The following is a 16,327-nucleotide window of genomic DNA, read 5'->3' as shown; positions in this document are numbered from 1 at the left end:
GGTACCCCCGCGGATATGCTTTTTGCCTCCGGCGGTTCCCTCGGTGGAGCGACACCGACTCCGGAGGGGGTCTCCACCCCGACGGGCGGTTCGCTGTCGGGCGATCAGAGCGAATCGGACCCGAGTACCGCCCGAAGGTCCGCGGGGGACACGTCGCCCCGGCGGAGCAACTCGGGGTCGCCCGCGAGGCCGAGGATGGCACTGGCGCGCGTGGTCCCGCGCGCCTCCCCGTCGATGATGAGGTCGACGCCATCGCCGACGTGTTCGCGGGCGAGGTCGGTATCCACGAGGGTGTCGTCGTCGACCGTCCCGGAGCGGTTGGCGGAGGTCATCGCCAGCGGGCCGTCGACGAGCGCGGCCAGGCGTCGCCAGGTCGGATTGCCGAGACAGCCCACGGCGACGGTACCGTCGCGCTGGAGGCGCTCGTCGCTCACGCGGTCGGTGCTCGACAGGACGAGGTTCAGGGGTCCTGGCCAGAACCGGTCGACCAGCGCGTCGACCAACTCCGGGTCATCGTGAGTGCCGTAGCGGCGCCAGTCGTCGGGGTCGCGGACGAACAGCGTGAGCGGTTTGTGCGCCGGCCGGTCTTTGATCTCGTAGGCGCGCCTGACGGCTTCGGGATTCCAGGGGTCGAGCGTCAGCGCGAGGTTCGTGTCGCTGGGCGCGACGACGACGCCGCCGTCGCGGATACACTCGGCTGCCCGGCGGAGGTTCTCGTCGGTCGGGTCCAGTACCGGCGCGGTCATCTGACGACACGTCGGCGCGTCGTTTCTCTGTGCATGACGGGAACAATCCGACGGGCCGCAATTAAGGGTGGCCCACGAGTGAGAGGCTGTTACACGCTCACACTGGGCCGTACCACTCCCGGTGACCGGACCGTTTTTCCCGCCGCCGCGCGCCTGTAGTCGTATATGCGAACCCTCGCGTTCGACGGTCGGATGGGTGCCAGCGGCGACATGCTCTTGGGCGCGCTCGTGGCGGCCGGCGCCGACCCGGCGGTGCTCGACCGCGTCGAGGAGGCCCTGCCCGTCCGCTACGAGCCCCGGTCGGTCGTCAAGAACGGTATCGCGGCGACCGCCGTCGACGTGCGCCACGCGGACGAAGCCGACGAAGCCAACGAAGTCGAGGGAGACGGCGACCACGATCACGACGAGGGCGCGGCGAAAAACGGTCACGACCACACTCACGACGACGGCAACGACCACGCTCACGACCATACGCACAGCCACGACGAGGGCCACGGTCACGGCCACGCCGAGGGGGCGGGCCCGAACCGAACGTACGCGGAAGTCGTTGACCTCGTCGAGTCCATGGATCTGCCGAGCGGGGTCGAATCGGACGCGCTCGGGGTGTTCGAGCTGCTCGGCCAGGCCGAGGCGAGCGTCCACGGTACCGACATCGACGGGACGCACTTCCACGAGGTGGGGGCCGACGACGCCATCGCGGACGTGGTCGGCGTCGCGCTGCTGCTCGACGACCTCGGCGTCGAGCGCGTCGTGACGACGCCGCTCTCGACCGGTGGCGGCGAAGTATCGATGAGCCACGGCACCTATCCGGTCCCTGCGCCGGCGGTCGTCGAACTCGCCGAGCGAGCCGACTGGTCGCTGAAAGGCGGGCCGATCGAAATGGAGCTCCTGACTCCCACGGGCGCGGCGCTGCTCGCTCACTACGCCGACGGCGTCGATTCGCTTCCGGATCTGGACGTAGCGGCCTCGGGCTACGGGGCGGGCGGCTACGACTTCGAGCGGTACCCGAACGTCCTCCGGGCCGTCGTCGGCGAATCGAGGGGGGGCCTCTCGAAGGACGCCATCACGGTGCTGGAGACGAACCTCGACGACGCGACACCCGAGGTGCTGGGCGGGCTGCAGGAATCCCTCGCCGATGCGGGCGCGCGGGACGTATCGATCCTCCCGGCGACGATGAAGAAATCCCGACCGGGCCACCTCGTCAAGGTCGTCGTCAAGCCCGAAGACGCCCAGCGGGTCGCGCGCCGGCTCGCCGAGGAGACCGGGACCCTGGGCGTCCGCGAGCACGGCGCCGGCCACCGCTGGATCGCCGACCGGGAGGTCCGGACCGTCGAGCTAGCGGTCGATGGGCGGACCTACGAGGTGGCGGTCAAGATCGGGGCGGACGACGAGGGGGCGGTGTTCGACGTGAGCGCGGAGTACGACGACGCGGCGGCGGTCGCCCGTGAGACCGGACTTCCCGTCCGGGAGGTCGCTCGCCGCGCGGAGGCGGCCGCGCGGGAATGACCGAGACCGTCCTCGTCGTCGGCGCGAGCGGCTACCTCGGTCGGTCGGTCACCTGGCGGCTCCGCGAGTGCGACGACCGGGACGACCGCCGTGTCCTCGGGACCTACTGCTCGGAGCCGGGGCCGACCGCCGAGGTGGCGTTCGACTTCTGGACGGACGACGTTGCGGACCTGATCGACGAACACGATGTCGACACCGTGGTGTTCGCGGCGGCGGTCGAGTACGGGGGCGACCGCGACACCGGCGCGTCCGGTGTCGACGCGGCGTTCGCCGAGCGCGCCGAGCGGTTCGCCGCCGGCTGTTCCGACGCGCGGCTCGTCTACGTCTCCAGTGCCTCCGTGTTCGACGGCCGCGACGCGCCCTACGTCGAGTCTGACCCGCACTCGCCGCGCGACGGGTACGGCCGCCGCCTCGTCGCCTTCGAGGACGCGGTCGACGCCCACTGCGACGACGCGGCGAAGCTACGGACGAGCTACCTGTTCGGCTTCTCCACGGGGCGGCTCGACCACCGCCTCGCGCGGACCCGCGACCACCTCGACCGCGGGGAGTCGGTCGCGTACTTCACGGACATGTACAAGAGCCCGGTACTCGTCACGGAGGCGGCCGAGACGGTCGCCGCACTGGTCGACGGCGACGCGACCGGCGCCGTTCACGTCCCGACGCCGCGGATCAGCGTCTACGAGTTCCACTGCGAAGCGATGCGTGCCCTCGGGTACGATCCCGAGCCGATAGAGCGCGACTCGATCCCCGAGAGCATGGACGTGGCGCCCGACATGTCGCTGACTTCCGAGCGGTTCGACGACGTCGTCGGCTTCGAGCCGTCGGCGGTCGGTGAGGGCCTGCGATCGCAGGTCGAGGCCGGCACCTCGGAGTGAGCCGGCCGGACTCGGGAGCGGTCACTCGCCCTCGCGATGTTCCGCGAGCGCTTCGTCCATCGTCAGCTCGCCGAGCGCGACGCGGCGAGCGAGGTCCTCGTCGATGGCGCGGTTTTCGTCGCCGGCCTCGCGGGAGCGTTCCTTGATCCGCTGGAGTTCACCGGCGGTCGGTTCGATGGTGCGGGACTCGACGCGCTCGCCCGACAGGCGAGCGATGTTGACGGCGGCGAGCACGTCGCCCATGCCGCGGGCGCCGGTGCCGAGGTAGGGGGTCGTCCCCGTCTCGTCGACGAGTTCGACCGGCACGTCTTCGAGGTCGTCGATGATCTTCGCGCCCTGGAGGCGGGCGCCGTCGCCGACGCGGACCAGCGGGTCGACGGCGTCCTCGACTTCCTCGCGGACGACCTCGCCGGCGTCGGCCAGCGGGACGTGGAACGTGGCGACGACCATGTCGCCAGAGAGTACGGCGACGCCCGGGCGTTCACCGGGGTCGACGCCGACGACGGTGCGGCCGCTGCCCCCGCGGAGGATGGCGAGCACCTCGTCGACGGCGCGGCGGGGGTCGTCCGGGTCGGCGCGGACGACCGGCACGTCGTCGGGGTTGGGCGGCTCCTCGCCCGCGGCGCTGACGACGACCGTCGCACGCTCGGGCAGCGCGTCGTCGAGTTCGATCGTCGTGAACGTCACGCCGCGGTCGCGTAGCTCGTTGACCACGCCGTGGTAGACCTCGAAGTCCGCCGTCGCGACGACTATCACACCCCGAGTTGGCGGCCCGCACACCTAAGTGTTCGAGTGGTTCGCTCCGATGGTTCCCGACGGGATCGACCGGTCCCGCCGGCGTGCCCCTTTGCGAGCGTTTTTGTCGGGTGGCGGCCAACCTCCGGCCGTGAGCGAGCGTATCCCGACCGGTTGCGAGGCCATCGACGACCTGCTGGGTGGCGGGTTCGAGCGCGGCGCGGTCACGCAGGTCTACGGCCCGCCGGCCGCCGGCAAGACGAACATCGTTCTCTCGGCCGCGACGGAGCTGGCCGCCGCCGGCGACTCCGCGCTCGTCGTCGACACCGAGGGCCTCTCGGTCGACCGCATGGAGCAACTCGCGGGCGCCGGCGACCGCGACGCCGACGACGTGGCCTCCCGGCTCATCGTCACCGAGGCCTACACCTTCGAAGAGCAGGAGGAGGCCGTCCGCGACGCCGAGGAGTTCGTCGACATCGTCGACTTCGTCGCCGTCGACAGCGCCACCGGCTTCTACCGCCTCCAGCGCACCGAGCAGGAGGAGGGCGAAGCGTTGCGTGCGGTGGGGCGCCAGTTAGCCCACCTGCTCTCGCTGGCCCGGAAACACGACATCGCCGTCGCCTTCACCAATCAGGTGTACACCGACATCGACTCCGACCAGGCCCGCGCGCTCGGCGGCCACACGCTCAACCACTGGTCGGCGACGATCCTCCGCGTGGACCGGTTCCGTGGGGGCAACCGGCGCGCGACGCTGGAGAAACACCGCGCGAAGCCCGCCGGCGAGAAGGCACAGTTCAAAATAACGGACGACGGGCTCGTGAGCGGCGAATCGCGGTAGCTGGCTGGGAGCGCGTCGTCTCTTCGTCCGGTATGCGAGTGTATCGGGAGTTTCTGCTGGTTGTGTCGTGGAAGAAAGTCGAGCGACAGCGACCACAGTCACCGGGGACAGCAAACGATGAAAGCCCTCGGCGCGCTCGCGGTCGCTGAAGCGGGATATCTGCGCTCTCAGCACCGCCCGCGCGGATAGTGCCCGCTCAGGCGACTATCGGCGCGAGCGCACCTCGCCCTTTCAATCCACCAGGACAGCACAGCACCGCAAACGGCCACACACCTCCCCAACCGATTCGCTCGTTCGCTACGCTCACTCGCTCATCCCTCGCGCGGTGCTGTCGCGACACAAGAGTCGCGACAGCGCGCGCCACAGTGGATTGCTCACTCTCTCACCTGCACTGAGCATCCGCGCGCCGACGGCGCGCGGTTCACGCGAGCTGCTCAGTCGCTCGCGCTTTTTCACCCATGTTTTTGATCGACCGGTTCCCGCAGGCGCGCTCCGCGCGCCGAGGAAACCACTCGGCGAAAAAGATGGTTTTAGTAGATCAGGCCGTCGTCGTTCTCGACCATGTAGAGGGTGCGGGCGGCGATGTTGACGGCGTGGTCGCCGACGCGTTCGAGGTCGCGAACCGTCAGCAGCAGGCGGGACACGTCGGCCATGAGCTGTTCGATCTCTTCCTCGCCGGTCTCGTCGTCGACCTCGCGCTCGATGAGGTCGCGGACGATGGTGCCGGAGGCGGCCTCACAGCGGTCGTCGATGGTGTCGTCCTGCTCGGAGATGGCGAGGCAGGCGTCGGGGTCCTCCTCGTCGTAGGCGGCCATCGCGGCCTCGACCATCTCGATGACGAGCGTCCCGATCTCCTGGATGTCGACGTCGGGGTAGAGGTCGCGCTCGGCCTCGTGGGTGTACTCGCCGAGGTTCGTCGCCAGATCGGCGATGCGTTCGAGGTCGGTGATGATCTTGAACGAGGCGGCGATGAACCGCAGATCGGAGGCGACCGGCTGCTGGAGCGCGAGCAGGTCGATGCAGTCCTGTTCCAGATCGAGGTAGAGCTGGTTGACCTCGTCGTCGCCCTCGATGACCTCCCAGGCCAGGTCCTCGTCTTTCGTTTCGAGGGCGTCGAGCCCCATCCGGAGGCGTTCGAGGACGACCTCGCTCATGTAGAGGACGTCTTCCCGCAGGGCTTCCAGTTTCTCTTGATATCCTTCCCGTGGCATACCTACGACGACCACCGGCCGAGCAATGTAAGTTGTGCCATCCGCGTGAATTGCCGGGCCGTAGGGTCGAACGGAGGGGCGTGCGATCGGTCGGCCGAGGAACAGACGAGCGGTCAGTCAGTGAGCCGTTCGGCCAGCGTGGTCAGGGTCTCGACCTCGTAGGTGGGCTCGCGGTCGAGGACGGTGTCGGCGCGATGGCTCCGGCGGAGAAAGGCGCTGTCGACCCCGGCGCGGTGGGCGACTTCCACGTCCTTCGGGGAGTCGCCGACGTAGACGGCGTCGCGGGTGCCCAGTTCGTCGAGCGCGGCGTCGAGGTAGTGGGTCTCGGGCTTGCGCCGGCGGGCGCCCTCGACGGTGGGATCGCGGCCGGCGACGTGCTCGAAGTGGTCGCCCAGGCCGTAGTGGTCGACGACGAACCGGACGGTGTCGTGCTGGTTGTTGCTGACGACGGCCTTCCGGTGGGGGAGGTCCGCCAGCGCGGTCACGTCGTCGTAGAGCGGTTTGGCGCCGTCGGCGACTGCGTCGGTCTGGTGGGCGATCGCGCGGGCTTCGCGGCTGGCCCAGTAGTCGGCCAGCGGGAGGTCGAGGTCGTCCTCGATCCGGGCGAGGTCGTCGAGTTCGCCGCGTGCGGCGTGTTCGACGAGCGCGTCGGGCGGGTCGGCGACGCCGTGGTCTTCGAAGGCCGCGCGTGCGGCGCGGCGCAGCAGGTCCATCTCGGTGAGTTCGACGAGCACGCCGTCGTGGTCGAAGACGACGGCTTCGTAGGTCGTCACTGTGGACGGTACTCGGGAGTCGACGGCCGTATCAGTACCGGTGGAGCGAAGAAGAGACGGACTACCCGAACTTCCCGGTGATGTAGTCCTCGACGCGCTGGCTCTCGGGGTTCTCGAAGATCTTGTCGGTGTCGTCGTACTCGACGAGTTCGCCGCCGGTGAGGAAGACGGCGGTCTGGTCGGAGATCCGGGCGGCCTGCTGCATGCTGTGGGTGACGACGACGACCGTGTAGTCGTCGGCCAGGTCCTCGATGAGGTCCTCGATCTTCGAGGTGGCGACCGGGTCCAGCGCCGAGGCCGGCTCGTCCATGAGGATCACGTCCGGCCCGACGGCGAGACAGCGGGCGATACAGAGCCGCTGTTGCTGACCGCCCGAGAGGCCGAGCGCGTTGTCGTCCAGTCGGTCCTCGACCTCGTCCCACAGCGCCGCCTGCCGGAGCGACTGCTCGACGAGGTCGCGCTCCTCGTCGGTGTCGTCGCGGCCGAGCAGCCGGGCGACCAGGCCGGTGTCCAGGTCGCCGTGCTTGCGCGGGCCGTAGGAGATGTTGTTGCGGATCGACTTCGGGAATGGGTTGGGCGCCTGGAACACCATGCCGACGCGCTTGCGTAGCTCCACCAGGTCGACGCCGTCCTGGTAGATCTCCTCGCCGTCGAACTCGACGGAGCCGTCGATGCGGGCGGCGGAGATCCGGTCGTTCATTCGGTTGAGACACCGGAGGAACGTAGACTTGCCACAGCCGGAGGGACCGATGAGCGCGGTGACGCTCTCCTCGGGGATGTCCATCGAGACGCCCTTCAGCGCGTGGTCGTCGCCGTAGTACACGTCGAGGTCCTCGACGGCGAGTTTCGCCTCGCCGTCGAACTCGTAGTCGCTCCACTCCTCGCGGATCCGCTCGTCGGTTTCGCCGGCGGTGGTCTCGCTCTCGGCGGCCGCGTCGGTTCCGGGTGCCGGTTCCTCGGTCTGTGTGATGTCCGTTTCGCTCATTGGTCGAGTTTCCTCCTGAAGTAGATCCGCGACGTCACGCCGACCGCGTAGAAGCTCATGACGACCAGCAACAGCACCAGCGCCGTGCCCCACGCGAAGTCGAGGTTCTCCCCGAGCCCGGCGCCGATGACCGCGAACAGCTGGTAGGGCAGCGCGCTGGACGACTGGATGAGGTTCACGTCCGGCACGGCGACGAAGGGGAACGCCGACGTGAACCGGAAGCCCCCCTCGATGACGCCGGCGACCTCCGAGGGGAACGGGGAACTCGTCGTCACGAGCAGGATCGGAGCCGTCTCGCCGGCGATCCGACCGACGCCGAGGATGACTCCGGTGATGACGCCCGGCAGCGACGCCGGGAGGACGACGCTCTTGATGGTCTCCCACTTCGAGACGCCCAGCGCGGCGCTGGCGTCGCGGTACTCGTCGGGGACGCTCTTGAGCGACTCGCGGCTGGTGATCACCACCAGCGGCAGCAGCATGAACCCGAGGACGAGCTGGCCGGCGAGAATGGAGTTCGTGTTGCCGAGCCGCGGGACGAGGAACGCCAGCCCGAACAGCCCGTAGACGATGCTCGGGGTCGACCACAGCCCGTTGGTCGAGATTTCGACGAGGAAGGTGAATCGGCCCTCCTCGGCGTACTCGGTGAGGAAGACCGCCGCGCCGACGCCCAGCGGGACGGCGAAGGCGATGGCACCGGCGACCAGCCAGACGGTGCCGACGATAGCCGGCAGGACGCCGTCGATGCCCGCCCCGAGCGTGCTGTAGCCCTCCATGACGAACGGCCAGTAGAACCAGACGATCGGTCCTTCGACGACGACCCAGGTGTCGACCAGCGGTGGGTTGAACCACGTCCAGGGGCCCCAGAAGAGACCGTACTCGATCCCTTCGGTCATCGGACTGAACCCGCGGACGAGGATGAAGCCGACGATGGAGCCGAGCAGCGCCAACATCCCGGCGGCGTTCGTACCGATGAGCATGTGCGCACCGAGCTGTCGGCCCTGCGGACCGAAGCCACCGTAGACCCGGGCGGCCGTCCAGGCGCCGACGAGCGCGGCGAACAGCGTGATCACCGGGATGCCGACGACGGCGGGGACCGTGATCGAGAAGCCCTCGGGCGACCACTGCCAGCCCGGGCCGACCAGGCCCGTCAGGACGACGAGTCCGGACAGGAGGACGAACAGGCCCGTCGAGAGTGTGACGCCGAGGTCCTCGCGGGCGAACAGGGCGACGCCGCCGCCGACGCCGCCGGCGGCCAGTGCGACGACGGGCCACAGGGCCGAGAGTCCGAGCGTCTGCGCGCCGATGAGCCCGCCCACCGCGAACCAGAGCGCGCCGACGAAGGCGGCGGAGACGAGCCCGCCCGTGTGGCCGGGCTCGGTCTCGAACGCGCCCGCGTACGAAGCCGCTCCGAGGACGACGACCCCGAGACCGACGACGGCGAGCGCGCCGCCGAGGACGGTCGCCAGGGTGACCCCGCCGACGGTCGCGTCGGCCGGGACGTACTGTGCGACGGCGAGCAGGCTGAAGACGAACGACGCGAACGAAATCGCGACCAGGCCGCCGCTGAGCAGTTCCCGGGTCGAGGAGTCACCGGTGACGATGGCGCGCGCGCTGTCGGTGGTCGCGTCCGTGCCGAGGCTCATTGGTCACCACCCAGCCGTTCCCGCATCCGACGCTCGATGAGCTGTGAGCCGACGGAAAAGCCCATCACCGTGACGAACAGCACGACCCCGGCGGCGAACAGCGCGGAGAACTGGAGCCCGCTGGCGGCCCCGTACTGGCTCGCGATGAGGCTCGTGAGCGTGATCGTGCTGCCGAAGACGTTCGCGAGCGGCTCGGGCAGGTTCGTGACGTTGGCGAGGACGACCGTGGCGGCCATCGTCTCGCCGACGGCGCGGCCGACGCCGAGCAGGACCGCGGCTGAGATCCCGGAGAAGGCGGTCGGGAGCGTCACGCTCGTGGTCGTCTGCCAGTCGGTCGCGCCGAGCGCGTGCGCGCCGTCTTTCATGGGGCCCGGGACGGCGGCGATGGCGTCCTCGGCGACCGAGACGACGGTCGGCAGCGCCATGACGCCGATGACGAAGCCGACGATGAAGAGGTTGCCCAGCTGGGGGACGGCGAGTTCGCCCTGGAAGTACGGCGAGAGGACCGTGAAGCCGATGAAGCCGTAGACGATCGAGGGGATGCCTGCCAACATCTCGACGGCTGGCTTGACGATCTCGCGCGCCCAACCGGGCGCGACCTCGCTGATGAACACGGCGCCGGCGATCCCCAGCGGCGCTGCGACGAGCGTGGCGATGATCGTCGTCAGAAACGTCCCCCACATCGCGGGGACGAGCGAGTAGACGTTCGTGCCGGTGTTCCAGAAGGGGTCCGAGCCGACGAGGAGGTACAGCCCCATCTCACGGACCACCGGGACCGCGTTGATGAGCAGATAGACGGTGATGAACGCGAGGATGAGGACCGTCGACGTGGTCGTCACGAACAGGAGAAACCGGGCGGTGTTCTCCTCGTCCACGACGTAACTGAGGAAGACGAACACGCCGAACACGAGCGCGAGGTAGCCGGTCAGCGCGGGCGCGACGAGAAAGGACCCGATGGTCAACGCCAGCAGGACGGTCCCGACCCCACCGACCAGTTGCGCGCTCCGGTCGAGTCCGCCCAGTCGCGTCGCGACGCTCATGCTTCGGGCTCCGGCAGCTTCTCCAGTTCCGCCTGCTGTCGCTCGTCGGTCAGTCGGGAGTACCCCTCGGGCACGACGAAGTTCGCCTGGCCGAAGTCGCTGAGTATCATCCGGAGGAAGGCGGCCTCCTTCGCCGAGGTGCCGTCCCAGGTGTAACAGTGGAGGTCGCGCGAGAGCGGATACGACTCGTCCGAGAGGTTCTCGCCGGGGACGAAGGTCGTACCGTCGAAGGTGAGCTCGACCGCCGGCACCGAGTCGTCGGTAAAGGCCAGCGCCATGTACGCGATGGCGTTGTTGGAGCTGGAGACGGTCGTCTTGACCTGCTGGTTCTGCCCTTTCCGTGCGTCGATACCGGACATCGACGCGTTGGGGTCGCCGAGCATGTTCGCCCGGAAGGCGGTGTCGGTCCCGGACCCCTCGGCACGACCGACGGCCTGGATCTCCCGGTCGGGCCCGTCGTAACTCGGGATCTCCGACCAGTTGGCGATCTCACCGGTGTAGATGCCCCGGACCTGCTCGGCGGTGAGTCCCGTCACGCCCGCTTCGTAGACCTCGGCGCTGACGACGATGGGCTGGGCGTCGACGGCGATGACGTGGTTGGTGAACCCCGAGAGTTCCTCCTCGGAGCGGTCGGGAAACTCGGCGTCGGCCGGTGCGCTGGAGTTCCCGATGTCGATCTGCTGGTTTTCGAGCTTCTCCAGGCCCGTCCCGGAGTGGCTGAGACCGACGTTCACCTCGAACGGCGGGCTCACGTCGCCGTCGGCCTCGAAGCCGTACTTGGCGCCCCAGTAGTCGGCCAGCCGCTGGTCGGTCTCGATATCGTACTGGCCCGGTCCCCAGTACTCGCGGTCCGTCGGCGGGTAGTTGGACGCCCAGTACGACGCCGCCCGCTGGACCATCGGGAACAGCGTCGAGGAGCCGCCCGCCTTGAGTAATTCGAGCCCCGAACTCCCGCCGCCGTCGGCCCCGCCCGCGGCCTGTCCCGGCGGTGTGGGACTCGTACTGATACAGCCACCCAGCGACGCGGCGACGCCCGCCGCGCCCGCCAGCACTTGTCGGCGGGTCACAGGTCTGTCCCGCATTATAGATCAGTGCCCCCAGATTAACTAAATACGCTACTATTATGGCTATATAGACGTACATACACATGCGTACCGCTCCGTTCGAGGGCGCCCCCGGTAGGGTGAGCGTATCGTTGCGAACCCGACGAAATCCGGGTCTCAGCATCGATGGCAGCCGAACCGGAGCGGCCGCGGGCGCCGTTTCGAACCGGTTCGGTCCGTGACTGCGGGGCGACCCGCCGCTGCTACCGCGATTCCGATCGACCGGTCGGATACGACTATCATACCGAACTCTGACGGGTATATAGCGGGGGGTAGGGGACAGTACGTATCAGAGTTCGTCGCGGATATCCGCCGGAGGCGAGCCGATCCGACCGAATACATTCCGCAATATACCGGTATGTAGCTGTAAATATATAGAAAGGGGTTGATTTATTGGTCAGTGCCGACGACCCCTCCCTATGGAGACGCGCAAGGTCCAGGTCACGGGCGGGTCCACGTACACGGTGTCTCTGCCGAAGGATTGGGCGACGGAGAACGACGTGAGCGCGGGGAGCGTCGTCGAGTTCCACTCCGAGGAGGACATCCTGTTGCTCTCGCCGAAAAGCGAGGAGGAGCGCGAGAAAGGGTCGATCGACATCGACGGGCTGGAGGGCGACCGTCTCACGCGCGCGGTCATGACGATGTACGTCAGCGGCTTCGACGTCATCAACTTCGAGGCGCCCCGCGTCACCGCGGGCCAGCGCCGCACCATCCGCGAGGCCACACAGGGTCTCGTCGGACTGGAGGTCATCGAGGAGACCGGCGAGCGAGTGGTCCTGCAGGACCTGCTCGACTCCTCGGAGCTGTCGGTCCACAACGCCATCACGCGGATGCGGCTGGTCTCGCTGACGATGCTCTCGGACGCGGTGACCGCGCTCCTGGAGGACGACGACGAACTCGCCCACGACGTGATCGAGCGCGACGACGACGTCGACCGCCTGTGGTATATGGTTTCCCGGGTGTTCCGGACGGTGCTTCGCAACCCGGCCGCCGCCACCGAGATCGGGTTCCCCCGCGAGACAGTCTTCGACTACCAGTCCAGCGCCCGCCAGCTGGAGCGGATCGCCGACCACGCGACGAAGATCGCCAGTATCGCCCTGGAGATCGGTCCGGTCAACGAGTCCGTCGCCGAGGTGTTGAGCGACCTCCAGAACGCCGCTCTCACCGTTCCCGAGACGGCGATGGACGCGCTGCTCGAAGACGACCCCGACGAGGCCGTCGAGCTCGCGACCGAGGCCCGCGCCGACCTGCCGGACATCGACGAGCGCGCACGGGACGTCGACGACGTGATCCGCGACCTCGACGACCCCGAACTCGCCCAGTCGCTCGGGCTCGTCGTCGACTCCCTCTCCCGCACCGCCGACTACGGCGGCAACATCGCCGAGAGCGCCCTCCAGAAAGCGGCGCCCTCGCCCTGAGCCGACGACCGTCCCGCCCGTCGTCCGAGCGGATTCGATCGCCGCCTACAGTTCTGAATCTCCGGTATGTCGCAGGGTAGAGAGTTCCACCCGCTGGTATGCCCGTCCCTCGCGACCCTATCGTGACCGGTGGCTACGTGGGGTGCAAAAACGGGGATGGGTGCCCCGAACGAGGTGGCAGTCGTGAATGGGACGTGCGGTAACGCGTCGAACGGGGTGGCAGTGTTCGGTGCGTGCTCGGTGGTTGGTGCCGCACGCCACCGCTGTCTGGGTGACCGACCGGAATAAGGCTCGCTAAGAGTGCTACGGGCCGATCCCCACCGGAACGTGGGGAACCGGAACGCTATATAGACGCGGTCGAGGCGGGACCCGCGGCTGGCGGCGGCGAACGTATAAATTCGGAGAGAAGACCGCCGTTACTCGACGAGAACGGCGTTGATCTGGCCGTCCTGGCCGGGGCGGGACGTCACGCGGGCGCGGCCCTCGCTGGTGGAGACGATGGCGCCTTTCGTGATGATGTTCCGGCGCACGTAGTTGGGGTTCGAGGGGTTCTCCTCGACGTCCTCGATCTCGGCGGCGACGACATCGCCGTCGGTGGCGACGCTGGCGGTGTTGGCGGTGACCGCGCGGACCTTCTCGGTGTTGCCGCGGGCCTCGACCGTCTTCAGGCTCGTCTCGCCGACGCGCGTCTCGGTCGGCTGGTCGCCCAGTTCGTGCTTTTTCTTCTTCCGGAAGTTCCGGCGTCGACCGCCGGTTCGCTTGCGCGGGGAGCGTCCCTGGAACTTCATACCCGTGCAGTCGCCCAGCGTCTACTTGAACCTCTCGACTCTCGGTCGGTCTCGACGGGGACCGTTCGCACGCCGCGGGGCGACCGGGTCCCGACCGCGGCCGGCGACCGGCAACGTTACGTTCCGGGACGCGCCCATCGACGGACGATGAGTCTGCGTCGCGCCGTCGCCGTCCCCTTCCGGGCGAAGGGCCGCGAGTCCCTCTCGGAGAGCGAGTTCGTCGTCGCGCTCTCGCTCGACCGCGAGTGGTTCTCCCCCGAGCAGGCCAAGCGCCTCGTCGACGTGGCCGCCACCGAGGGGCTACTCGACCGCACGGACGACGAGCTCCGACCGACGTTCGAACCACGGGAGGTGACGGTCCCCGACGAGTTCGTCCCCGGCGACGACGTGTTGCGCCAGCGGTCGAACTTCGAGCGCGCGCTCGACGCTATCGTCCAGTCGGGCGTGGACAAACAGGACGCCGTCGCCGCGGTCAACCGCCTGCAGTCGGACCTCGGCGTCACCGTCGAGGCCGCGGCGGTCGTCTACGCCCGCCGCGAGGGCGTCGAACTCGGCGACCTGGCCGACCGCGCCGCCGACGAACTGGGGGGCGACTGATGGTCGAAGACCGGATCACCGACGGCAAGCGCGTCGCCCAGTTGCTCTCCTCGGAACTCTCCGGCCGCGACCGGGGCTCCCTGGGCGACGTGTCCGTCGTCGACGCCGACCCGGACGCAGCGCCCTCGCCCGAGGGTACGGTCGCCTACGGCGTCGCCTACCGCGACGAACGGGTCGGAACCGTCCGCCTCTACCCCGACGCGGCGGTGCTGTCGATCGGGGACGCGGGTCCGGTGGACGCCCAGCGAGTACGCGGTTCGGTCGACGGGCCAGACCTGTCCGTGACCGACGACGGAGCGGTCCGGATCGAGTCGGGGGCCGCCGTCAAGCGGGCCGTCGACGCGCTGGTCGCCGGGCTCTCGGACGGGGAGTGAGCTCGGCCGCGTCGGCGTCGCGGGCGACGGACCGCGGTTCGACGGCACCGGACCGACCGGCTTTTGGCCGCCGGGGCGCTACTATCGCGCAATGACGGGGCCAGTAGAGGCCGTCCTCTTCGACCTGGACGACACCATCTGTACGTACGAGCGCAGCGCCGACGACATCCTCGCGCTCGCCTTCGACCGCGTCGGCGTCGACCCCTTCTTCGACGGCGCCGAGTACGTCGGCCGCCTGGCCGAGTTCTCCGACGCCGGCGACGACATCCGCGACACCCGCCGCGCGGCGTTCGGGACCTTCGCCGCCGAAGCCGGCCACGGCGAGGCCGTCGGCGAGGAGATCGCCGACATCTACACCGACGAGCGCGACCAGTCGAACGTCCGCTTCCTCGACGGCGCCGAACGCGCGCTCGACGCGCTGACCGACGCCTACCGGGTCGGCATGGTCACCAACGGCGACCCGTGGATGCAGTCCCAGAAGCTCGCCGGCCTCGGGATCGAGGACCGCTTCGAGGTGGTCGTCCACGGCGGTCACGACGCGCCGTACAAGCCCGACCCCGAACCGTTCCACCTCGCGCTGGACGAACTCGGAGTCGCCCCCGACCGGACCGTCCACGTCGGCAACTCCCACGCCGCCGACGTGACCGGGGCTCACGCGGCGGGACTGCGGTCGGTCTGGCTCGCTGACGGCGACCGCTCGGCCGCCCTCGACCCCGAACCCCATCACGTCGTCGAGTCGCTCCACGACCTCGCCGAGGAACCCTGGGCCTGAGCGAGCGGGCGGCGACAGCTGGCCGCGCTCTCGATCCAGACACGTTCATCCGGAAGTCGCCCCCGCCCGTTCGGCCGCCGACTCCGCCGAGCCGCCGTCTCGCTCCGCCAGCCAGGACTCCCAGGTCACGGTCCCGACCGCGCGGTCGGGACGGGTCGCTCGCCCGTCGCGGAACCCCTTCGCGACGACCCCGGGAACCGGGAGTCGGACGATAGCTCGGCGGAGTCCCCTGGCCTCGCGATACGCGCCAGCCAGTTCCCCGAGCGTGTGGACCGCCGGGCCGCCGACGGGGGCGGCGCGGCCCAGCGGTTCGGCGGCGAGGGAGTCGACGAGTCGGTCGGCGACCTCCCGGTGGTCGACCGGCTGGATCCGAAACGTCGTCGGCAGCGGCCAGACAGGGATTTTCGCGACAGTCCCGAGGATCTCCTCGACGAACGCGTGGAACTGCGTCGCCCGCAGGACCGTCGACGGGACGGGGCTCGCCTCGACCGCCCGCTCGCCCTCGCGCTTGCGCTCGTAGTACGAGAGCGGGATCGCGTCGACGCCGACGATCGAGGGGTAGACGAAGTGGTCGACGCCCGCGGACTCGGCGGCGTCGAGCAGGCGTTCGGTCCCGCGGACGTCGACCGCCTCTGGGTCTCCCCGCGGCGCCGTCGCCGCGTGGACGACCGCGTCGGCCTCCTCGACTGCGCGCTCGATCCCGACTCCCTCGACCAGGTCCAGCTCGACCCACTCGACCGCGGCTGCGTCGTTCGCCCCGGCGATCTCCGAAGCGTCGGTCGGCGTCCGGCTCGCCGCCAGCACTCGCCACCCGTCGTCGACGAGCCGGCCGACGAGCGCCCGCCCGAGCGTCCCCGTCGCACCGGTCACCAGTACGTCGTTCATACTCGGACGCACGCGGGCGGCGTCCGTATCGATGCTGC

17 protein-coding genes are annotated in these 16,327 nt (G+C 69.3%); 7 read left to right on the top strand and 10 right to left on the bottom strand.

Going from position 1 to position 16,327, the window contains the following annotated elements; translation table 11 throughout:
• Nucleotides 1–104: 104 nt before the first annotated feature.
• On the bottom strand, nt 105–746 hold the full coding sequence (locus tag C475_RS15900) for an L-threonylcarbamoyladenylate synthase (protein WP_006884881.1): 642 nt from the start codon (nt 744–746) through the stop codon (nt 105–107).
• 165 nt (nt 747–911) lie between these two features.
• Between C475_RS15900 and larC the strand changes: the two genes are divergently transcribed.
• On the top strand, nt 912–2,252 hold the full coding sequence (gene larC, locus C475_RS15895; RefSeq protein WP_006884880.1) for a nickel pincer cofactor biosynthesis protein LarC: 1,341 nt from the start codon (nt 912–914) through the stop codon (nt 2,250–2,252).
• The gene (locus tag C475_RS15890) at nt 2,249–3,127 is read left to right on the top strand and encodes a sugar nucleotide-binding protein (protein WP_006884879.1); all 879 of its coding nucleotides are present in this window, start codon (nt 2,249–2,251) and stop codon (nt 3,125–3,127) included. The genes larC and C475_RS15890 overlap by 4 nt, the downstream gene beginning before the upstream one ends.
• Nucleotides 3,128–3,148: 21 nt before the next feature.
• On the opposite strand, the gene C475_RS15885 is transcribed toward C475_RS15890, so the two are convergent.
• Nucleotides 3,149–3,883 carry a hypothetical protein gene (locus tag C475_RS15885; protein ID WP_006884878.1) on the bottom strand — a complete coding sequence of 245 codons (735 nt, stop codon included), beginning with the start codon at nt 3,881–3,883 and terminating at the stop codon, nt 3,149–3,151.
• A gap of 130 nt (nt 3,884–4,013) precedes the next feature.
• Here C475_RS15885 and radB point away from each other — a divergent pair, with 130 nt between their 5' ends.
• Nucleotides 4,014–4,700, top strand: a complete 687-nt coding sequence (gene radB / locus C475_RS15880; protein ID WP_006884877.1) for a DNA repair and recombination protein RadB — start codon at nt 4,014–4,016, stop codon at nt 4,698–4,700.
• A gap of 530 nt (nt 4,701–5,230) precedes the next feature.
• On the opposite strand, the gene phoU is transcribed toward radB, so the two are convergent.
• The 6 genes from phoU to C475_RS15850 form a co-directional block, all read right to left on the bottom strand.
• Nucleotides 5,231–5,911 (bottom strand): phosphate signaling complex protein PhoU, encoded by a 681-nt coding sequence (phoU, locus tag C475_RS15875; protein ID WP_006884876.1) that lies wholly within the window; start codon nt 5,909–5,911, stop codon nt 5,231–5,233.
• 113 nt (nt 5,912–6,024) lie between these two features.
• Nucleotides 6,025–6,684, bottom strand: coding sequence for an HAD family hydrolase (locus C475_RS15870; protein ID WP_006884875.1), 660 nt, complete (start codon nt 6,682–6,684; stop codon nt 6,025–6,027).
• A 61-nt stretch (nt 6,685–6,745) separates the two neighbouring features.
• Nucleotides 6,746–7,669: a phosphate ABC transporter ATP-binding protein PstB gene (gene pstB / locus C475_RS15865; protein WP_006884874.1), complete on the bottom strand. Its 924-nt coding sequence runs from the start codon at nt 7,667–7,669 to the stop codon at nt 6,746–6,748.
• The gene (pstA, locus tag C475_RS15860; RefSeq protein ID WP_006884873.1) at nt 7,666–9,312 is read right to left on the bottom strand and encodes a phosphate ABC transporter permease PstA; all 1,647 of its coding nucleotides are present in this window, start codon (nt 9,310–9,312) and stop codon (nt 7,666–7,668) included. Before pstA ends, pstB begins: the two co-directional genes overlap by 4 nt.
• A complete protein-coding gene (pstC, locus tag C475_RS15855; RefSeq protein ID WP_006884872.1) occupies nt 9,309–10,352 on the bottom strand; it encodes a phosphate ABC transporter permease subunit PstC in 1,044 nt (347 codons plus the stop codon). The genes pstA and pstC overlap by 4 nt, the downstream gene beginning before the upstream one ends.
• Nucleotides 10,349–11,434: a PstS family phosphate ABC transporter substrate-binding protein gene (locus tag C475_RS15850; protein ID WP_082223340.1), complete on the bottom strand. Its 1,086-nt coding sequence runs from the start codon at nt 11,432–11,434 to the stop codon at nt 10,349–10,351. Before C475_RS15850 ends, pstC begins: the two co-directional genes overlap by 4 nt.
• A gap of 440 nt (nt 11,435–11,874) precedes the next feature.
• Between C475_RS15850 and C475_RS15845 the strand changes: the two genes are divergently transcribed.
• A complete protein-coding gene (locus tag C475_RS15845) occupies nt 11,875–12,873 on the top strand; it encodes a phosphate uptake regulator PhoU (RefSeq protein ID WP_006884870.1) in 999 nt (332 codons plus the stop codon).
• Between the two features lie 416 nt (nt 12,874–13,289).
• On the opposite strand, the gene C475_RS15840 is transcribed toward C475_RS15845, so the two are convergent.
• Nucleotides 13,290–13,661 carry a 30S ribosomal protein S8e gene (locus C475_RS15840; protein WP_006884869.1) on the bottom strand — a complete coding sequence of 124 codons (372 nt, stop codon included), beginning with the start codon at nt 13,659–13,661 and terminating at the stop codon, nt 13,290–13,292.
• Between the two features lie 147 nt (nt 13,662–13,808).
• On the opposite strand from C475_RS15840, the gene C475_RS15835 reads away from it, so the two are divergent.
• From C475_RS15835 to C475_RS15825, 3 genes are all read left to right on the top strand, one after another.
• Nucleotides 13,809–14,258, top strand: coding sequence for a DUF2240 family protein (locus C475_RS15835; protein WP_006884868.1), 450 nt, complete (start codon nt 13,809–13,811; stop codon nt 14,256–14,258).
• Entirely contained in the window at nt 14,258–14,632 is a 375-nt protein-coding gene (locus tag C475_RS15830) for a hypothetical protein (RefSeq protein WP_006884867.1), read from the top strand. The genes C475_RS15835 and C475_RS15830 overlap by 1 nt, the downstream gene beginning before the upstream one ends.
• A 91-nt stretch (nt 14,633–14,723) precedes the next feature.
• A complete protein-coding gene (locus C475_RS15825; RefSeq protein ID WP_006884866.1) occupies nt 14,724–15,404 on the top strand; it encodes an HAD family hydrolase in 681 nt (226 codons plus the stop codon).
• A gap of 45 nt (nt 15,405–15,449) precedes the next feature.
• On the opposite strand, the gene C475_RS15820 is transcribed toward C475_RS15825, so the two are convergent.
• The gene (locus tag C475_RS15820; protein ID WP_006884865.1) at nt 15,450–16,289 is read right to left on the bottom strand and encodes an SDR family oxidoreductase; all 840 of its coding nucleotides are present in this window, start codon (nt 16,287–16,289) and stop codon (nt 15,450–15,452) included.
• Between the last annotated feature and the right edge of the window lie 38 nt (nt 16,290–16,327).

The organism is Halosimplex carlsbadense 2-9-1 (assembly GCF_000337455.1).
In the GTDB taxonomy this organism is placed as follows: Archaea; Halobacteriota; Halobacteria; order Halobacteriales; family Haloarculaceae; genus Halosimplex; species Halosimplex carlsbadense.
Note: the sequence above shows the minus strand (reverse complement) of the source record. Positions and strands in the feature narration are given on the sequence as shown.